The organism is Qipengyuania sp. ASV99, from assembly GCF_047872805.1.
Lineage (GTDB): Bacteria > Pseudomonadota > Alphaproteobacteria > Sphingomonadales > Sphingomonadaceae > Erythrobacter.
This window is the reverse complement of sequence record NZ_JBLQUK010000010.1, coordinates 23,448-39,509: the sequence shown is the minus strand read 5'-3', so window position 1 is coordinate 39,509 and position 16,062 is coordinate 23,448. Positions and strand designations below refer to the sequence as shown.

18 protein-coding genes are annotated in these 16,062 nt (G+C 60.0%); 12 read left to right on the top strand and 6 right to left on the bottom strand.

The window, feature by feature from the left end:
- Positions 1-32: 32 nt before the first annotated feature.
- Entirely contained in the window at positions 33-860 is an 828-nt protein-coding gene (locus ACM64M_RS11630; protein WP_416228862.1) for a TauD/TfdA dioxygenase family protein, read from the bottom strand.
- A 259-nt stretch (positions 861-1,119) separates the two neighbouring features.
- On the opposite strand from ACM64M_RS11630, the gene ACM64M_RS11625 reads away from it, so the two are divergent.
- Genes ACM64M_RS11625 through ACM64M_RS11600 form a run of 6 tightly spaced genes read left to right on the top strand, consistent with a single transcriptional unit; the run spans position 1,120 to position 6,134 of the window.
- Positions 1,120-1,674 carry a F0F1 ATP synthase subunit delta gene (locus ACM64M_RS11625; protein WP_416228861.1) on the top strand — a complete coding sequence of 185 codons (555 nt, stop codon included), beginning with the start codon at positions 1,120-1,122 and terminating at the stop codon, positions 1,672-1,674.
- Positions 1,675-1,686: 12 nt separating this feature from the next.
- Entirely contained in the window at positions 1,687-3,216 is a 1,530-nt protein-coding gene (gene atpA, locus ACM64M_RS11620; RefSeq protein WP_416228860.1) for a F0F1 ATP synthase subunit alpha, read from the top strand.
- 8 nt (positions 3,217-3,224) lie between these two features.
- A complete protein-coding gene (locus ACM64M_RS11615) occupies positions 3,225-3,518 on the top strand; it encodes a putative quinol monooxygenase (protein ID WP_416228859.1) in 294 nt (97 codons plus the stop codon).
- 4 nt (positions 3,519-3,522) lie between these two features.
- Complete coding sequence (locus tag ACM64M_RS11610) at positions 3,523-4,392, top strand: F0F1 ATP synthase subunit gamma (RefSeq protein WP_416228858.1); 870 nt, start codon at positions 3,523-3,525, stop codon at positions 4,390-4,392.
- A 21-nt stretch (positions 4,393-4,413) separates the two neighbouring features.
- A complete protein-coding gene (atpD, locus tag ACM64M_RS11605) occupies positions 4,414-5,871 on the top strand; it encodes a F0F1 ATP synthase subunit beta (protein ID WP_416228857.1) in 1,458 nt (485 codons plus the stop codon).
- 5 nt (positions 5,872-5,876) lie between these two features.
- Positions 5,877-6,134: an ATP synthase F1 subunit epsilon gene (locus ACM64M_RS11600; RefSeq protein ID WP_416228856.1), complete on the top strand. Its 258-nt coding sequence runs from the start codon at positions 5,877-5,879 to the stop codon at positions 6,132-6,134.
- 56 nt (positions 6,135-6,190) lie between these two features.
- Here ACM64M_RS11600 and ACM64M_RS11595 read toward each other — a convergent pair whose 3' ends face one another.
- Complete coding sequence (locus tag ACM64M_RS11595) at positions 6,191-6,679, bottom strand: RrF2 family transcriptional regulator (protein ID WP_416228855.1); 489 nt, start codon at positions 6,677-6,679, stop codon at positions 6,191-6,193.
- Positions 6,680-6,740: 61 nt separating this feature from the next.
- On the opposite strand from ACM64M_RS11595, the gene ACM64M_RS11590 reads away from it, so the two are divergent.
- From ACM64M_RS11590 to ACM64M_RS11580, 3 genes are all read left to right on the top strand, one after another.
- Entirely contained in the window at positions 6,741-7,361 is a 621-nt protein-coding gene (locus ACM64M_RS11590; RefSeq protein WP_416228854.1) for a hypothetical protein, read from the top strand.
- Between the two features lie 85 nt (positions 7,362-7,446).
- Entirely contained in the window at positions 7,447-9,591 is a 2,145-nt protein-coding gene (locus ACM64M_RS11585) for a prolyl oligopeptidase family serine peptidase (RefSeq protein ID WP_416228853.1), read from the top strand.
- Positions 9,592-9,822: 231 nt separating this feature from the next.
- On the top strand, positions 9,823-10,065 hold the full coding sequence (locus ACM64M_RS11580) for a DUF1153 domain-containing protein (protein ID WP_416228852.1): 243 nt from the start codon (positions 9,823-9,825) through the stop codon (positions 10,063-10,065).
- A 15-nt stretch (positions 10,066-10,080) separates the two neighbouring features.
- Here the strand turns inward: ACM64M_RS11580 and ACM64M_RS11575 are convergent, their stop codons facing one another.
- A complete protein-coding gene (locus ACM64M_RS11575) occupies positions 10,081-10,446 on the bottom strand; it encodes a VOC family protein (protein WP_416228851.1) in 366 nt (121 codons plus the stop codon).
- Positions 10,447-10,448: 2 nt separating this feature from the next.
- Positions 10,449-11,804, bottom strand: a complete 1,356-nt coding sequence (gene glmU, locus ACM64M_RS11570) for a bifunctional UDP-N-acetylglucosamine diphosphorylase/glucosamine-1-phosphate N-acetyltransferase GlmU (protein WP_416228850.1) — start codon at positions 11,802-11,804, stop codon at positions 10,449-10,451.
- 76 nt (positions 11,805-11,880) lie between these two features.
- On the opposite strand from glmU, the gene ACM64M_RS11565 reads away from it, so the two are divergent.
- The 3 genes from ACM64M_RS11565 to ACM64M_RS11555 all read left to right on the top strand — a co-directional run bounded on the left by ACM64M_RS11565 (position 11,881) and on the right by ACM64M_RS11555 (position 14,924).
- On the top strand, positions 11,881-12,579 hold the full coding sequence (locus ACM64M_RS11565; RefSeq protein ID WP_416228849.1) for an HAD hydrolase-like protein: 699 nt from the start codon (positions 11,881-11,883) through the stop codon (positions 12,577-12,579).
- Positions 12,580-12,727: 148 nt separating this feature from the next.
- Positions 12,728-13,657: an SDR family NAD(P)-dependent oxidoreductase gene (locus tag ACM64M_RS11560; RefSeq protein WP_416228848.1), complete on the top strand. Its 930-nt coding sequence runs from the start codon at positions 12,728-12,730 to the stop codon at positions 13,655-13,657.
- A gap of 73 nt (positions 13,658-13,730) precedes the next feature.
- On the top strand, positions 13,731-14,924 hold the full coding sequence (locus tag ACM64M_RS11555) for a hypothetical protein (RefSeq protein WP_416228847.1): 1,194 nt from the start codon (positions 13,731-13,733) through the stop codon (positions 14,922-14,924).
- Here the strand turns inward: ACM64M_RS11555 and ACM64M_RS11550 are convergent.
- Positions 14,921-15,295 carry a DUF2794 domain-containing protein gene (locus ACM64M_RS11550; protein WP_416228846.1) on the bottom strand — a complete coding sequence of 125 codons (375 nt, stop codon included), beginning with the start codon at positions 15,293-15,295 and terminating at the stop codon, positions 14,921-14,923. The genes ACM64M_RS11555 and ACM64M_RS11550 overlap by 4 nt on opposite strands.
- Positions 15,295-16,020 (bottom strand): serine O-acetyltransferase EpsC, encoded by a 726-nt coding sequence (epsC, locus tag ACM64M_RS11545; protein ID WP_416228845.1) that lies wholly within the window; start codon positions 16,018-16,020, stop codon positions 15,295-15,297. Before epsC ends, ACM64M_RS11550 begins: the two co-directional genes overlap by 1 nt.
- Between the last annotated feature and the right edge of the window lie 42 nt (positions 16,021-16,062).

Genomic DNA, 16,062 nt, shown 5'->3' with positions numbered 1-16,062 from the left:
CCGCTATAGCCACAGCAGCTAGGGTCAGGGCCCTAGGCCGCCAGCGCTTCACCGCTTAATGTGATGCGGTGCATTTCGCGGCGATAGCCCTGATAGTCGTTCAGCGCATTGTGCCAGGTTGTGCGGTTATCCCAGATCGCCACCGTGCCCGGTCGCCATTCCAGTCGGCATTGGTTGTCACCTGTCAACGCTGCCATCAGCAGCTTTTGCAACAGTGGCAGGCTTTGTTCACGTGTTTGCCCAACAAAGTGGATGGTGAAGCCGCCGTTGACATAGAGCAGCTTGCGCCCTGTTTGCGGGTGACGGATCACAACCGGATGGATCGCTCCGGTTTTCATGTCCTGCCCGCGCAGTTCCTTACCCATATCGGTCTGAGCATAAAGGCCATCGGCCTTATATACATGGTCAGCGGTGTGGAATGCCTCCAGCCCCTCGATCTGCTGTTTGATGGCATCGGGCAGCGCATCATAGGCCGCGCCCATATGCGCCCACAATGTATCTCCGCCAGACGGTGGAAGATCGCGCGCCACCAACACTGAACCCATCGCCGGGATCTGGTCATAGGAATGATCGGTATGCCAAGCCCCGCCAATATTGGTCTGCTGATCGGCCTCTTTCTTTACCAGCGCAATTTCAGGGTAGGCGTCGTTGAGCGGGAAATAATTGTTGATGTCGATCCCTCCCCAGCGCTTGGCGAAAGCGATGTGGTCTTCGGGGGAAAATTCCTGATCGCGGAACACCGCGACGCCGTGCTCAAAAATGGCCTGCTTGATCGCCTGCATTTCGGCGTCGCTGCAATTGGCCAGCGAGACTCCAGAGGCCTCAACCCCGCAGTTCGGCGCCATTGGTGTAAACTGCATGAATTCCTCTCCCTCAAACTTCCACTTACCAATCGGTCAGGATATACACCAGAATTGCTATTCTGTGCAAGTGCCTTGCAGTTTGAGCATCCACGCGGCTTGCTGGTGCGGGACAATAGCATTCTTGGGGACGGCACCGCTTGCATCCTGACAACCCCTTTGCTAGGCGCGCGCCAGCCTTGGCCAAGATGCATTTCTGTATCCAGTCGCCGGATAGGCTGCATCGAACTTTTCATTCCTCTCAGGGGACAAACAGCGCGTGGATATTTCCGCCGGTATTAGGGCTAGCCTGGCAGGGCGATACGCCTCGGCTCTATTTGAACTCGCCAGCGAGGCCGGTACGGTCACATCTGTCGAATCGGACCTGGATACGCTTGGCAAGGCGCTGAGTGAATCGGCCGATTTGCGCGGCGCTGCCACCAACCCGCAATCGTCACGCAGCGAGCAGGCTCAGGCCATCGCGGCGGTCGCAAAGTTGCTCGAACTCTCGCCGTTGACCAGCAATTTCCTTGGCGTGTTGGCGGGCAACCGCCGCCTGTCGAAACTCAACGAAATGATCGCTGCGTTCAAAGCGATTGCCGCCGGTCAGCGCGGTGAGGTCACCGCCACCGTCACCAGTGCGCACCCGCTCGGCGACGAACAGATCGCTGCGCTGAAGAACAAGCTTACCGCCCGTCAGGGCCGCACCGTCATGCTAACAGCAGACGTCGATCCCGAACTTTTGGGCGGGCTCGTCGTCACCATTGGATCGCAGCGCATTGATGCCTCGATCCGCACCCGTCTCAACTCGCTTTCCCAGGCCATGAAGGCTTAAAGGACTACAATCATGGAAATCCGCGCAGCAGAAATCTCCAAGGTCATCAAGGACCAGATCGCCAATTTCGGCACCGAGGCTCAGGTGAGCGAGGTCGGCTCGGTGCTGTCCGTTGGTGACGGGATCGCCCGCATCCACGGGCTCGACAAGGTGCAGGCCGGTGAAATGGTCGAATTCGCCAACGGGGTTCAGGGCATGGCGCTGAACCTGGAAAGCGACAATGTCGGCGTTGTGATTTTCGGCTCTGACGCCGAAATCAAAGAAGGCGACATGGTCAAGCGGACCGAGACGATCGTTGACGTTCCGGTAGGCAAGGCTTTGCTGGGCCGCGTCGTGGACGCGCTGGGCAATCCGATCGACGGCAAGGGTCCGATCGAAACTACGCAGCGCAGCCGCGTCGAAGTCAAAGCGCCCGGCATCATTCCGCGCGAATCGGTCAGCGAACCGGTGCAGTCGGGCCTCAAGGCGATCGACGCGCTTGTTCCTGTCGGCCGCGGCCAGCGCGAACTGATCATCGGTGACCGTCAGACCGGCAAAACCGCCGTCGCCATCGACACCTTCATCAATCAACGCGACGCGCATCAGGGCGATGACGAATCGCAGAAACTCTACTGCATCTATGTCGCCGTCGGACAGAAGCGTTCGACCGTGGCGCAGATCGTGAAGCAGCTAGAAGAAAACGGCGCGATGGAATATTCCATCGTGGTTGCCGCGACCGCTTCGGAGCCCGCTCCGCTGCAGTATCTCGCCCCCTACACCGGCTGCGCGATGGGTGAATTCTTCCGCGACAACGGCATGCATGCCGTGATCGTGTATGACGATCTGTCCAAGCAGGCTGTTGCCTATCGTCAGATGTCGCTGCTGCTGCGCCGCCCGCCGGGCCGCGAAGCCTATCCGGGTGACGTCTTCTATCTGCACAGCCGCCTGCTTGAGCGCGCGGCGAAGATGAACAAGTCGGAAGGCGGCGGCTCCCTGACCGCGCTGCCGATCATCGAAACGCAGGCAGGCGACGTGTCGGCCTATATCCCGACCAACGTGATCTCAATCACCGACGGCCAGATCTTCCTTGAAACCGACCTGTTCTATCAGGGCATCCGCCCGGCCATCAACGTTGGTCTTTCGGTTAGCCGCGTCGGCGGTGCTGCCCAGACCAAGGCGATGAAGAAGGTTTCGGGCTCGATGAAGCTCGACCTTGCGCAATACCGCGAAATGGCGGCGTTTGCGCAGTTCGGATCGGACCTCGACGCCGCGACTCAGAAACTGCTGAACCGCGGTGCGCGCTTGACCGAGCTGCTCAAGCAGGCGCAGTTTTCGCCCATGCCATTTGAAGAGCAGACCGTGTCGATCTTTGCCGGAACCAACGGTTATATCGACAGCGTGCCGGTCAACCGCGTGGGTCAATATGAAGAGCAGATGCTCGCCTATTTCCGCAGCGAACATCCCGAGGTACTCGCCGAAATCCGCAACAGCGGCAAATTCGAGGACGACACCAAAGCGAAAGTCGTCGCCGGGCTGCAAACTTTCGCCAAACAGTTCGCGTAAGGCACCCAGTGACTCTGACCTTTCTTGCAACCATCACGGTAAAGCCGGAGTATATGGAGGAAGCCTGCCAAGCGGTCACTGCCATCTGTCCGGCTACGCGTGCGGAAAGTGGGTGCATCGCATTTGAACCGCGTCGGCACGCCGATGGATCAAGCACGATAACGATTTTCGAAGAATGGACCGGTCGCGAAGCATTCGATTATCATCATGCTCAAGACTACACAAAAGACGTATTCGCCAAATATCAGAACTGGCTCGCATCCGATCCGGTTTTGGTCGAAGTGAAACCGCTGGAAGGCTGAAGAGATGCCAAGTCTCAAGGAACTCAAAGGTCGGATCAAATCGGTCAAATCGACCCAGAAGATCACCAAGGCCAAACAGATGGTCGCGGCGGCCAAGCTGCGCCGTGCACAGGCTGCGGCTGAGGCCGCGCGTCCGTATCAGGAACGCCTTGCTGCGGTGATGGCGAGCCTGGCGGGCAAGGTTTCGGGCGATGCCGCGCCGAAACTGCTCGCCGGAACCGGATCAGACAAGCGCAACTTGCTGGTTGTCGTCAACACCGACAAGGGCCTGTGCGGCGGTTTGAACTCCAACATCGTCAAGGCCGCCAAGGTCAAGGCGCAGGAATTGCTGGCTGACGGCAAAGACGTTGAATTCTATCTCATCGGCAAGAAGGGCCGCGCCCCGCTCAAACGTGAATATCCCAACCTGATCGGCACCGGTTTCGACACCAGCACCGTCAAGACTCCGGGTTTCGAAGAAGCCGACGCAATCGCGGCTGAGATCATCGGCATGTTCGAAGCGGGCCAGTTTGACGTCGCGCATCTGATCTATCCGACCTTTCAGTCGGCGCTGGTGCAGAACCCGACCGTCAATCAGCTGATCCCGGTCCCTTCTCCCGAGAACAGCGATGCGGGCGACGCCGTGGTCGAATATGAGCCGGGCGAAGAGGAAATTCTCGAAGAATTGCTGCCGCGCTATGTCAAGACGCAGCTGTTCGGCGCGCTACTGGAGCGTGAGGCATCGGAGCAAGGCGCGTCGATGACCGCGATGGACAACGCCACGCGCAATGCGGGCGACCTGATCAAAGACCTCAACATCAAATACAACCGCAGCCGCCAGGCCGCGATTACCACCGAACTCATCGAAATCATTGCTGGCGCAGAAGCGCTTTAATCGAAGGCTAAGGAAACCATAATGGCCACCGCACCCGCTCTCAACCAGACCACCAACGGCACCATCAGCCAGGTCATCGGCGCTGTCGTCGACGTGCAGTTCCCCGGTGAACTGCCTGCGATTCTCTCCGCGCTGGAGACCAAGAACAACGGCAAGACGCTCGTTCTCGAAGTTGCCCAGCACCTCGGCGAAAACACCGTGCGCACCATCGCGATGGACGCCACCGAAGGGCTCACGCGCGGCAGCGAAGTGATCGCCACCGGCGCGCAGATTTCGGTACCGGTTGGCCCCAAGACGCTTGGCCGGATCATGAATGTCGTCGGCGAGGCAATTGACGAGCGCGGCCCGATTGGCGCAGAGAAAACCTCCCCGATCCATGCCGAAGCCCCTGCCTTTGTCGACCAGTCGACCGAAGCCGCGATCCTTGTGACCGGGATCAAGGTGATCGACCTCCTCGCTCCTTATGCAAAGGGCGGTAAGATCGGCCTGTTTGGCGGCGCGGGCGTGGGCAAAACCGTGCTGATTCAGGAACTCATCAACAACATCGCCAAGGGCCACGGCGGCGTGTCAGTCTTCGCCGGAGTTGGTGAACGCACCCGCGAAGGCAACGATCTCTACCACGAATTCCTCGACGCAGGCGTTATCGCCAAGGACGCCGATGGCAACGCCACCAGCGAAGGCTCCAAAGTGGCTCTGGTGTTCGGCCAGATGAACGAGCCTCCCGGCGCGCGCGCGCGTGTGGCGCTTTCGGGTCTGACTATGGCGGAATATTTCCGCGACGAAGAAGGTCAGGACGTGCTGTTCTTCGTCGACAACATCTTCCGCTTTACCCAGGCGGGTTCGGAAGTGTCCGCGCTGCTCGGCCGTATTCCTTCGGCAGTGGGCTATCAGCCGACCCTGTCGACCGACATGGGCAATCTTCAGGAACGCATCACCTCGACCAACAAGGGATCGATCACCTCGGTTCAGGCGATTTACGTGCCTGCCGATGACCTTACCGACCCCGCACCGGCGACCTCGTTTGCTCACCTTGACGCAACCACCACGCTCAACCGCGCGATTTCGGAACTGGGCATCTACCCGGCGGTTGACCCGCTCGATTCGACCAGCCGCGTGCTCGAACCGCGCGTCGTGGGTCAGGAGCATTACGAAACCGCCCGCCGCGTTCAGGAAACGCTGCAGAAATACAAGAGCCTGCAAGACATCATCGCGATCCTCGGCATGGATGAGCTGTCGGAAGAGGATAAGCTGACCGTGGCGCGCGCGCGGAAAATTCAGAAATTCCTGTCTCAGCCGTTCCACGTAGCCGAAGTGTTTACCGGTATCAGCGGCGTGTTCGTGCAGATCGAAGACACTGTCAAAAGCTTCAAGGCGGTGGTCGACGGCGAATATGACCATCTGCCCGAGCAGGCATTTTACATGGTCGGCGGCATCGAAGACGTGGTCAAAAAAGCCGCTGCGATGGCAGAGGACGCGTAAGTCCGATGGCTCTTCACTTTGAACTCGTCACTCCGGCCAAGCTGGTCCGTTCCGAGGACGTCCACATGGTGGTCGTCCCCGGCACCGAAGGTGAATTCGGCGTGCTCGAAGGCCACGCGCCCTTCATGAGCACGATCCGCGACGGTGCGGTGCAGGTCTACAAGACCGAAGGCGGCGCGCCCGAAATGATCGAAGTGCGCGGCGGCTTTGCCGAGGTCGGCGAAAACGGCCTCACGGTGCTCGCGGAGCATGTCGAAGGCTGATTTTTCCTGACATTGGAAAAGTGCAAAGGGCGGCCGCACAGGTCGCCCTTTTGTTTTCAGGCGAGCTGGCGCTGCACCCAGTTGGCGATATCGACCAAATGTGCAGGGCTGGCATTGGATGCGGCATCCTGCATGATCGACGCAATTGTCCGCGCGCTGAGCGCGGCACGATAGGCATCTTCTGCTTCGGCAAAGGCCGAAGCCACCTCACACGGACGCTTGCAATCCTCGCGTTGCAGCCCGCACGGCCCGTTCTGGCGGATCTCAGTGCAGCGAAAGGCAGGCATCGGCCCTTCTATCGCCCGCACGATATCGAGCAAGGTGATTGCATCGACATTGCGCGCCAGCCGGTATCCTCCGGACTTGCCACGCAGCGATTCGACGATCCCGGCGCGGCGCAGCAACTGCATCTGCTTTGATAGGTAAGCGCCGGGCAGTTCGAAGAAGTCCGCCAGCGCATCGACGCTCACCCCCTTCCCCGGCGGCACCAGCGCTAGCACGGTTAAGATATGGGCGGACCATTCGATCCCCTTGGACAGTTGCACGCTTGACTCCTTAATTGGATATATTTTATCCGGATATTTATTGTCCAGTTAAGGAACTGCCATGCTCCGCTCCGCCGTTCAAGCCCATCGCACGCTGGCCGCTTTCCTGTTGATCTTCATTGTTCTGCATTTTGCCTCGCACTTTGCTGCGATAGGCAGCATCGCTGGGCAATCGGCCACACGGCGGGCAACAGGACTTATCTATCAATTCCCGCTGATCGAAGCCGGACTGATCGCAGGACTTGCCGCGCAGATTGCGCTTGGCATCACGCTGTTGCGCCGAATCGCGCGGCGCAAGCGCAAGGGCGCGTGGCACTGGCTCCAGTTTGCAAGCGGCGCCTACTTGGCGATCTTCATCGTCAATCACACCGCTTCAGCTGTCATCACACGGCTGATTATCGGCCTCGACACCAACTTTTACTGGCCAGCGGGCACGCTTTTGCTCGCTCCGCTCAAATATGGCTTTGCCCCCTATTACGTGCTGGCAGTGACTAGCCTGTGTAGCCACCTTTTGACCGCACTGCATTTCCGCCGTCCAGCGCGCTGGCACGCCTTTGCCCTGATGCTTGGCCCAATCGCAGGATGCGCAATCGTGGCCGCCTATGCCGGCATGCTTTATCCGATCGAACTACCGCGCGAATATCTCGAATATTTCGACTTTTATCCCGGCGTATCGATCTGATCGACAAACCGCCCGGTCTGCTCTTCACATTCTCCCGCTTCCCCGGCACACAGGCACGCAGCACTTGCCCCCAAGGAGAGGACTTTTGAAACTTGTTTCTACACTCGCATTGGCAGCCGTCATGACGATTGGCGCTGCAACCACTGCCGCCGCCGATGGTCACATGGAAACTCCCGTGGTTGACGGTGTACCCGGACCCGAACAGGATCCCTATATCTGGCTTGAAGAGGCGCGTAGCGAAGCGGCGCTCGCCTGGGTCAATAACGAAAACGAGCGAACGCTGGCAGTTCTCGAAACCGATCCGCGTTTCGCCGCGCTCAAGGCCGAAGCGCTCGCCATCTTTGACAGTGAAGACCGCATCCCCTTCGTCAGTTTCCGTCCCGATGGTCTCTACAATTTCTGGCAGGACAAGAACAATCCCAAGGGGCTGCTGCGGCGCACCACGCTGGAAAGCTATCAGACCGATGCGCCTGAATGGGAAGTGGTGCTGGATATTGACGCCCTGGCAGCGGCTGATGGCAAGGAGTGGGTTTACCAAGGCTCTTCCTGCCTGCCGCCCGCGCTCAACAAATGCATGATCGCGCTGTCCGATGGCGGCGAGGATGCGACCATCCTGCGCGAATTTGACACGGCAACGAAGCAGTTCGTCGAAGGCGGGTTTGTGCTTGACCAGAAAAGCCAAGGCGGGGTCAGCTGGATCGATGAGAACACGCTGCTGGTGGGACGCGATTTTGGCGAGGGGACGCTGACCGACAGCGAATATCCCTTCACCACGCGCGTTTGGACCCGCGGCACGGATATTGCCGATGCGCCCGAAATCTATCGCGGCGCAGCGAGCGATGTGTCGTCTGGAGCCTATCTGCTGCGCGACAATGACGCGGTCATTCACGCGCGCATGGCGCGGCGCGGCGTCAGTTTCCACGAAAGCGAGTATTTCATCGAGAAAGACGGCGAATGGTTGCAGCTCGACATACCGAAAAAGGCCAATCCCTATGGGATCGTCGATGGACATATGCTTTATTCGACCGATGTCGATTGGACCGTGGATGGGCAGACTTTCCCCGCCGATAGCCTGATCGCGATGGATCTGGAGGAATGGAAGGCCAATCCCAATGGCGCGGCCAAGACACTGGTCTGGGCTCCTGCTGAACGCCAAACCAAACGGGGCGGCGCGATCACCGGCAATGCGCTGTTTGTTACCTTGCTCGATAATGTCGTTGGCAAAGTTCTGCAGTTCAACTTCACCAATGGCGAATGGGTGAGCGAACCGGTCGCACTGCCCGACAATGCGACTTTGGGCATTGCGGCCAGTTCCGATGAAACCGACCAGATCATGTACACGGTCACCGGCTTCCTCGAACCGACCACGCTGTATTATTCCGACGGCAGCAGCGCGCCGCAAGTGCTCAAGACATCACCCGCCTATTTCGATCCGGCGGGCATGGAGGTTGAGCAGCACGAGGCCACCAGCGCCGACGGGACCAAAATCCCCTATTTCATTGTCAAGCCAGCGGGCATGGCAATGAACGGCGAGACCGCTGTTCTGATGACTGGCTATGGCGGGTTTCAGGTGCCGCGCCTGCCGGGCTATCTTGGTTCCACGGGCAAGCTGTGGCTGGAACGCGGCGGCGCCTATGTGCTCGCCAATTTGCGCGGCGGGGGCGAATTTGGACCCGGCTGGCACCAGACTGCGATCCGGGAAAACAAACAGCGCACCTGGGACGATTTCATCGCCGTGGGTCAGGATCTGGTGGACCGCGGCTTCACCAGCCCGCAGCATCTCGGCATTCAGGGTGGTAGCCAAGGGGGACTGCTGGTCGGCACCGCCTTTACTCAACGGCCCGATTTGTTCGGCGCGGCGATCGTGCAGATCCCGCTGTTTGACATGCTGCGTTATCATCTGATCGGACGCGGCGCATCGTGGATCGGGGAATATGGCGACCCCCGCATCCCTGAACAACGCGCCTGGATCGAAGGGTATTCGCCCTATCAGATGCTGCGCGAAGGGGTGGATTACCCTTCCCCGTTCCTGTGGGCCTCCACCGCCGATGACCGCACCCACCCCGCCCATGCGCGCAAGGGTGCCGCGCGGCTCGCGGAACTGGGTCAGCCCTATTATTACTATGAAGACACGACCGGCGGGCATTCCGGCGGGGTCGACAATGAACAGCGCGCCAAATTGCAGGCGCTGCAATATATCTATCTGATGCAGCGTTTGATGGACGAATGACCGGCGCCTGAAGGCCCGACTCAGAGCCAGAACAGGGGCGGCCCCGGAAACGAGGCCGCCCCTTTTTGCTGGAAAAATCTGGCGGCTGTAAAACGCTCCGACAGTTTGCGCTCGTCTCGTCGCAGGCCGGGCACATAGAGTGTCATCAACACCGAATTAACCGTGTTTGGAAAGCCCTTGTTAAGTCTCCGGGCCAATCCTCGCTGCAACAAACGCGCAATGGAGACTATCATGGCCTACCCCAGCAACATTTCGATTGCCGATGCGATCAAGCGATACGGCTTGCCAAAGAGCCACAAGGTCCATTGGTCATCGGCGCGCAAAGCCGATGTGGTGCGCGCGGTGCACGACCGTGCGATCAGCTTTCACGAAGCGCGCGAGCGCTATCTGCTCAGCCGCAGCGAGTTCGAGGAATGGGAGCGCGAATATTCCACCGGCGCAGGTTCGTGCACCAGTGACTTGCAAGATGCGTGAAACAGCGGCGACCGGCTATCCATCCCACTGCGTGAGGGAAAGAGTGTTGCCGTCCGGATCTTTGAACCAGCATACTCTTGCACCGCCGGGCGCGGTCCAGATGCCGCGCTCATTCTGCTCCATGAATTCAAACCGAAGGAAAACGGCACCCCGGTCGGCGAGCCGATCCCGCGCGGCGGCGATGTCCTCCACCCGCCAACCGACAGCGGTGAAAGGGTGCGGAACAAAGCTCTCGACCTTTTGCACCCTTAGCATGGTGCCAGCGGCATCGAATTCGAACGAAAACGGATTATCGTCGACAAGCGCAAACCCCATCACATCGCGGTAAAATCTGAGCGCCTCGCCATGCTTTACGCTGGCCGTGAGCAGGATGGGGGTCATGATCATTTATCCTTCTTCGCTGCCGCCTTCTTCTTTTTCATCGTGTCGTGAAATCGGTCGGCCCAGCCGTCTTTGACCATTTGTTCGGCGCGCACCATGCGCAGCTCGCCCGCCGCCACATCTCGGCTGACGGTGGAGCCAGCCGCAACAATCGCATCCGCACCAATTGTGACGGGTGCCACCAGGGCGCTGTTCGATCCGATAAAGGCGCGCTCCCCGATCACAGTCTGATATTTGAAATAGCCGTCATAATTGCAGGTGATCGTGCCCGCCCCGATATTTGCCCCTGCGCCAATCGTCGCGTCACCCAGATAGCTGAGGTGACTTGCTTTCGCTCCCGGCCCCAGAACTGCGTTTTTGACCTCGACGAAATTGCCGACAAAACTGCCTTCCTCCAGCACCGCGCCGGGACGCAGGCGGGCGAAGGGGCCGACCTGAGCGCCAGTGGCAAGGCGCGCGCCTTCGAGATGCGAGTAAGCCTTGATATGCACCCCGTCCGCCACGGTAACGCCGGGGCCGAACACCACATGCGGTTCGATCGTGACATCGCGGCCCAAGACCGTATCATGGGAGAAGAACACGGTTTCAGGCGCCCTTAAAGTCGCGCCATCCTCCATCGCCGCCAATCGCCGCGCGGCCTGCCAGCGGGCCTCTGCCGCAGCGAGTTCGGAGCGCGAGTTGATACCGGCAACTTCATCGGCATCGCATTCGACCACCACCACCCGGTCGCCGCGCGCAATCGCGCCGGTGGCGACATCGGGGAGGTAATATTCGCCCTGCGCATTGTCATTGCCCACGGCATCGAGCAGCGGCCACATATCGCCAGAATGCGCCACGATCAGCCCGGAATTGCAAAGGTCGACCGCGCGTTCCTCCGCGCTCGCGTCCTTGTACTCGACCATTTTGTGCACGGTCCCGTCGGCGTCCGCGATGATGCGGCCATAGGCGAGCGCATCGGGCGGACGGAACCCCAGCACCGCCACCTGCGCGCCCCCATCCAGCGCCCCGAGCAAGCGGCGCACCGTGTCCGCCTGCACCATCGGCACGTCGCCAAAGGTGACGAGGATATTGCCGGTAAAGCCCGTCAGCGCCGCGCGCGCCTGCAAGGCGGCGTGGGCGGTTCCGTTTTGCGGGTCTTGCAATGCGGTTGTAACCCCCTGCCCTGCCAGTGCCGCATCGACCTGTTCGCGGCGGTCGCCCACAACCACGACGGTGCGCTGCGGCTGCAGTTCGGCAAGGTTGCCGAGCAGATGCATCAGCATCGGCTTACCCGCGATCGGGTGCAGCACTTTATGCAGATCGCTTTTCATGCGGGTGCCTTTACCCGCGGCAAGGATGATGGCGGCAAAATCAGTCATGCATTGTCCCTTAATCCCGCTCGCGCTTGGCAGCAAATGCTTGCGGTTTTAAGTCGCTTGGCGCAGCGCAGCGCGCATGGCCGATTTTCCTTTTGCTGCTGTCGGGTTCGACCTCGACGGCACCTTGCTCGACACGTTCCGCGATCTGGGCGCGGCGGTGAACCATGCGCTCGATCTGGGCGGGTTCGATCCCGTCCCGGTGGGCAGCAGCAAGGATCTGATCGGCGGCGGGGCCAAGATCATGCTGGCGCGCGCTGTAGATGCACAGGGCGGTATGCCGGAAGAGGACTTCCGCGCGCTCTACAAGGCGATGCTGAAATATTATGCCGAGCACAATGCGGTTCATTCCGTCCCCTACCCGCACGCGCGCGAAGTCGTAGCGGAATTGACCGCGCGCGGGGTAAAGCTGGCGGTTGTTACCAACAAGTTCGAAGAATTCGCGCGCTCGATCCTGACTCAGTTGGATTTTATCGCGCCCTTTGAAACAGTGATCGGCGGCGACAGCATGGGCAAGGGGCCCGACGGGACATTCCTGTCCAAGCCTCATCCCGAACCCGTGATCGAAGCGCAGCGTCGCTGCGCCCAGGACCCCGCATATCCCGGTAGCTTTGCCTTTGTCGGGGACAGCACGTATGATGTGAGAGCCGCGCGCGGTGCGAGAGTACCGGTGATCGCAGCCGCTTATGGATATTGCGACAAACCGCCGCATGAATTGGGCGCTGATGCGGTAATTGATTCGCTGGTCGGCCTGATTTCTGCCTTGGAAGCGCTATAGGCTTGCGGCTGACCCTACGGCATCGTGCCCCAATGCAAAGCGCTGTTGCAACGCAGCAGAGAAAATGCCACGCAGCGCGCCAGATACAGTTTACGCGCGCGTAAAGCGGGCCCCACTCAAAAAATAACGCACGGAAGGATCACTAACCATGAGCATCAGTTTCAAGGACAAGGTCGCAATCGTCACCGGCGCTGGCGGCGGTCTGGGCCGCGCCTACGCGATTGAACTGGCAAAACGCGGGGCCAAAGTGGTCGTCAACGACCTTGGCGGGTCGCGTGACGGCACCGGCCATTCCGACATGGCGTTGCAGGTCGTCGAAGAAATCGAGAAAGCCGGCGGCGAAGCGGTGTCGAACGGCGGCAGCGTGACCGAATACGATCAGATGGAAAAGATGGTCGCCGACGCCAAGCAAAAATGGGGCGGCGTCCACGTTCTCATCAACAATGCCGGCGTGCTGCGCGACAAGACGTTCCACAAGATGAGCCCGGAAGATTTCGAATTCGTGCTGAAGGTGCACCTCACCGGCTCTGCTTTCGTGACCAAGGCGTGCTGGGATCTGTTCCGCGAACAGGCCTATGGCCGCGTGCTGATGACCGCTTCGTCGACCGGCCTGTTCGGCAATTTCGGTCAGGCAAACTACGGCGCCGCCAAGCTCGGCCTCGCCGGACTGACCAAGACGCTGCAACTCGAAGGCGCGAAATACAACATCAAGGTCAACACGCTGTCGCCAGTGGCCGGCACGCGGATGACCGAAGACCTCTTCCCCGAAGAAGCCTTCAAGCTGTTCGCACCTGAAAACGTGGTTCCGGCGGCGCTGTTCCTCGTCAGCGAAGACGCACCCTCCAACGCTATCATTGGTGCCGGGGCTGGCGGCTATCATTCGTCGTGGACCGTGATGAACGACGCCGTATGGCTGAAGGAAGAAGACCGCACGGTCGAAGGATTTGCCGCAAGGTGGGAAGAAATCAATTCCTTCACCAACCTGGTCGCCCCGCAATCGGGCAGCGAACAGTCGGGCAATATCCTTCGCGCAATGCAGAAAGTCACCGGCACCGGCCCGAGCAGCACGCGCGGATAACCTCCTTGCTGTATTGACAGGATAACACACCGGGCCTAGCCATTGCCAACCAATGTTGGAGGCTAGGCCCGCTATGTACAGCGAAGACGATATCAATTCCGCAGTCGAGGCCGGTGCCATGAGCGCCGATGCCGCAGCTGGTTTGCGCATGCATATCGCAAAGCTGCGCGAATTGCCGCGCGGTTCGGAAGAAAGCTTCAAGCTGATCAACAGCTTCAACGATATTTTCGTGGCAATCGGGATCGTGATACTGCTGGTCGCTGTCGGAGCGATTGGCCAGGCGATTGCTGGCCAATTTGTGACGGTGCCACCCTATCCGTTCGAAAACTGGGACTGGGCGAATGGGTCTCCCCCCGATGACGATGCTGCGATGGCAGCGTGGAATGCGGCGCGGCAACTAAATGATGCGCTGCAGACGTGTCTGGCGGGATTGCTGGTTGCCGTCATCGCATGGCCTCTGTCCGAGTTCTTTACGCTCAAGCGGCGCATGGCGCTGCCTTCAATTCTGCTGCTGCTGGCATTTGTAGGCGGAGTGTTCTTCACCGTGTTCGGAGCGGGGATGGCGCTTGCATTGGATGGCAGCGATACGGCCGGTGCGCTGATGATTTCGGCGGCGGCGCTGGTCGCAGCGGGGGCTGCGCTGCTCCATTGGCGGCGTTTCATGGTGCCGATCACCGTTGCCGCCGGTGCAGCGGCGATCGCCAGCACGGTTATTGCCCTGATTCTCGCCGCTATCGGGCCGGATACCATCAATGAAAACGTGGTTTTTGCTCTGGTGTTTGTTGCCGGTCTCGGGGTGTGGGCCTTCGCCATGCGCTGGGACATGTCGGACCGGGAGCGGATCACCCGGCGGAGCGATGTCGCGTTCTGGCTCCACTTGCTTGCCGCCCCGATGATTGCGCATCCGATATTCGCGCTGCTGGGCGTGACCGAGGGAGACAATCTTGGCATCGCCGCAGCGGTGGGTGTGCTGGCGGTCTATGTCGCTTTTGGGCTGGTGGCGCTGGCAATCGACCGCCGCGCGCTGCTGGTATCGGCGCTCGCCTATGTGCTGTTCGCGCTGACTTTCCTGTTCCGCGAATTTGGCGCGGTGGAGCTGGGCTTTGCACTGACGGCGCTGGTCATTGGGTCCGCCCTGCTCAGCCTCTCGGCATTTTGGCAACCGATCCGCCGCGCGGTGGTGAGCGGCTTACCAGACAATCTTCAGTCGAAACTGCCCGCGACCGAAGATCAGCCGCTTGCAGCGCCCGTTCAAAGCGCCGCCTAATCGACGACCTTCACCAGCTTGCGCTCCATCGGCGCGAGGACGTTGGAGAGGTCTGATCCGCGTTTGAGCACCTGACCGTGTTCGCCAAACAGGGTGTACATTCCTTGTTTGCCGCGCAGGCTGGGCCGTTTTTCCACCCTTGCGTTGGGGCGTTCGGCGGCGCGGCGATAGGCGGCAAAACTGGCGGCGTGACGGTCAAAATCCATCGCATAATCGCGCCACTGCCCGGCGGCGACCATGCGGCCATAAAGATCGAGGATGCGTTGCAATTCGGCCCGGTCGAAGCCGACCTGACCGGCTGAATGGCCCGCCGAATTGTTGGGAAACGCGACGATCTGGCCCGCCAAACCGGAGCCCGCCTCGCCCTTCATCAATTGTCAGTTCCGCTCTTCTTGGGCTGCTCAATCGAAGCATGTGCAGGGTCCACCGCCGCACCGATACTCGCCGCCTTGATGGCTGCGATTTCCGCGCGCAACGCGTTCAGTTCGCCTTCGAGCTTTTCGATGCAATCGACTTTGTTGCCCTCGGAATCCTCGCAAGGGGTGCCATAGGGAATGAATTCCTTGATCCATTCCTCCGCCGGAACCAACGTGGAACGCGCTTTCAAACCGACCATCGTCGCCCCTGCGGGCACATCATCGGTAACCACCGCATTTGCGCCGACGCGCGCGCGTTCCCCGACCGTAATCGGCCCGATGATCTGCGCGCCGGACCCGACGATCACATTGTCTGCCAATGTCGGGTGACGCTTGCCGCCGACGCCATTGGTTGGATTGGTCCCGCCCAGTGTCACGCATTGATAGATGGTGACATTATCGCCTATCTCAGCGGTTTCGCCAATAACGGTAAAGCCGTGGTCGATGAAGAAATTCCGGCCAATAATTGCACCGGGGTGAATGTCGATCGCGGTCAGCAAACGGCTGAAATGGTTCACGAACCGCGCCAGGAAATACAGCTTTGCGTTGAACAGCCAATGCGCAACGCGGTGAAAACCCAGCGCCCATACGCCGGGATACAGCAGTATCTCCCAAAGCGAACGCGGCGCGGGGTCGCGCGCTCTGATCGATTCCAGATACACTGTGAGCCTGCTGAACATGCTCCATAACCTTTCACCAAAGCGCGCGAAATGCAAATGCGC

What these genes read in the sequence shown, in the direction of transcription:
- atpD (WP_416228857.1), top strand. Translation starts at nt 4,414, where the DNA reads ATGGCCACCGCACCCGCTCTCAACCAGACCACCAACGGCACCATCAGC.
- ACM64M_RS11565 (WP_416228849.1), top strand. Translation starts at nt 11,881, where the DNA reads ATGGCCGATTTTCCTTTTGCTGCTGTCGGGTTCGACCTCGACGGCACC.
- epsC (WP_416228845.1), bottom strand. Translation starts at nt 16,020, where the DNA reads ATGTTCAGCAGGCTCACAGTGTATCTGGAATCGATCAGAGCGCGCGAC.
- ACM64M_RS11550 (WP_416228846.1), bottom strand. Translation starts at nt 15,295, where the DNA reads ATGAAGGGCGAGGCGGGCTCCGGTTTGGCGGGCCAGATCGTCGCGTTT.
- ACM64M_RS11600 (WP_416228856.1), top strand. Translation starts at nt 5,877, where the DNA reads ATGGCTCTTCACTTTGAACTCGTCACTCCGGCCAAGCTGGTCCGTTCC.
- ACM64M_RS11575 (WP_416228851.1), bottom strand. Translation starts at nt 10,446, where the DNA reads ATGACCCCCATCCTGCTCACGGCCAGCGTAAAGCATGGCGAGGCGCTC.
- ACM64M_RS11555 (WP_416228847.1), top strand. Translation starts at nt 13,731, where the DNA reads ATGTACAGCGAAGACGATATCAATTCCGCAGTCGAGGCCGGTGCCATG.
- ACM64M_RS11560 (WP_416228848.1), top strand. Translation starts at nt 12,728, where the DNA reads ATGAGCATCAGTTTCAAGGACAAGGTCGCAATCGTCACCGGCGCTGGC.
- atpA (WP_416228860.1), top strand. Translation starts at nt 1,687, where the DNA reads ATGGAAATCCGCGCAGCAGAAATCTCCAAGGTCATCAAGGACCAGATC.
- ACM64M_RS11630 (WP_416228862.1), bottom strand. Translation starts at nt 860, where the DNA reads ATGCAGTTTACACCAATGGCGCCGAACTGCGGGGTTGAGGCCTCTGGA.
- ACM64M_RS11610 (WP_416228858.1), top strand. Translation starts at nt 3,523, where the DNA reads ATGCCAAGTCTCAAGGAACTCAAAGGTCGGATCAAATCGGTCAAATCG.
- glmU (WP_416228850.1), bottom strand. Translation starts at nt 11,804, where the DNA reads ATGACTGATTTTGCCGCCATCATCCTTGCCGCGGGTAAAGGCACCCGC.
- ACM64M_RS11580 (WP_416228852.1), top strand. Translation starts at nt 9,823, where the DNA reads ATGGCCTACCCCAGCAACATTTCGATTGCCGATGCGATCAAGCGATAC.
- ACM64M_RS11590 (WP_416228854.1), top strand. Translation starts at nt 6,741, where the DNA reads ATGCTCCGCTCCGCCGTTCAAGCCCATCGCACGCTGGCCGCTTTCCTG.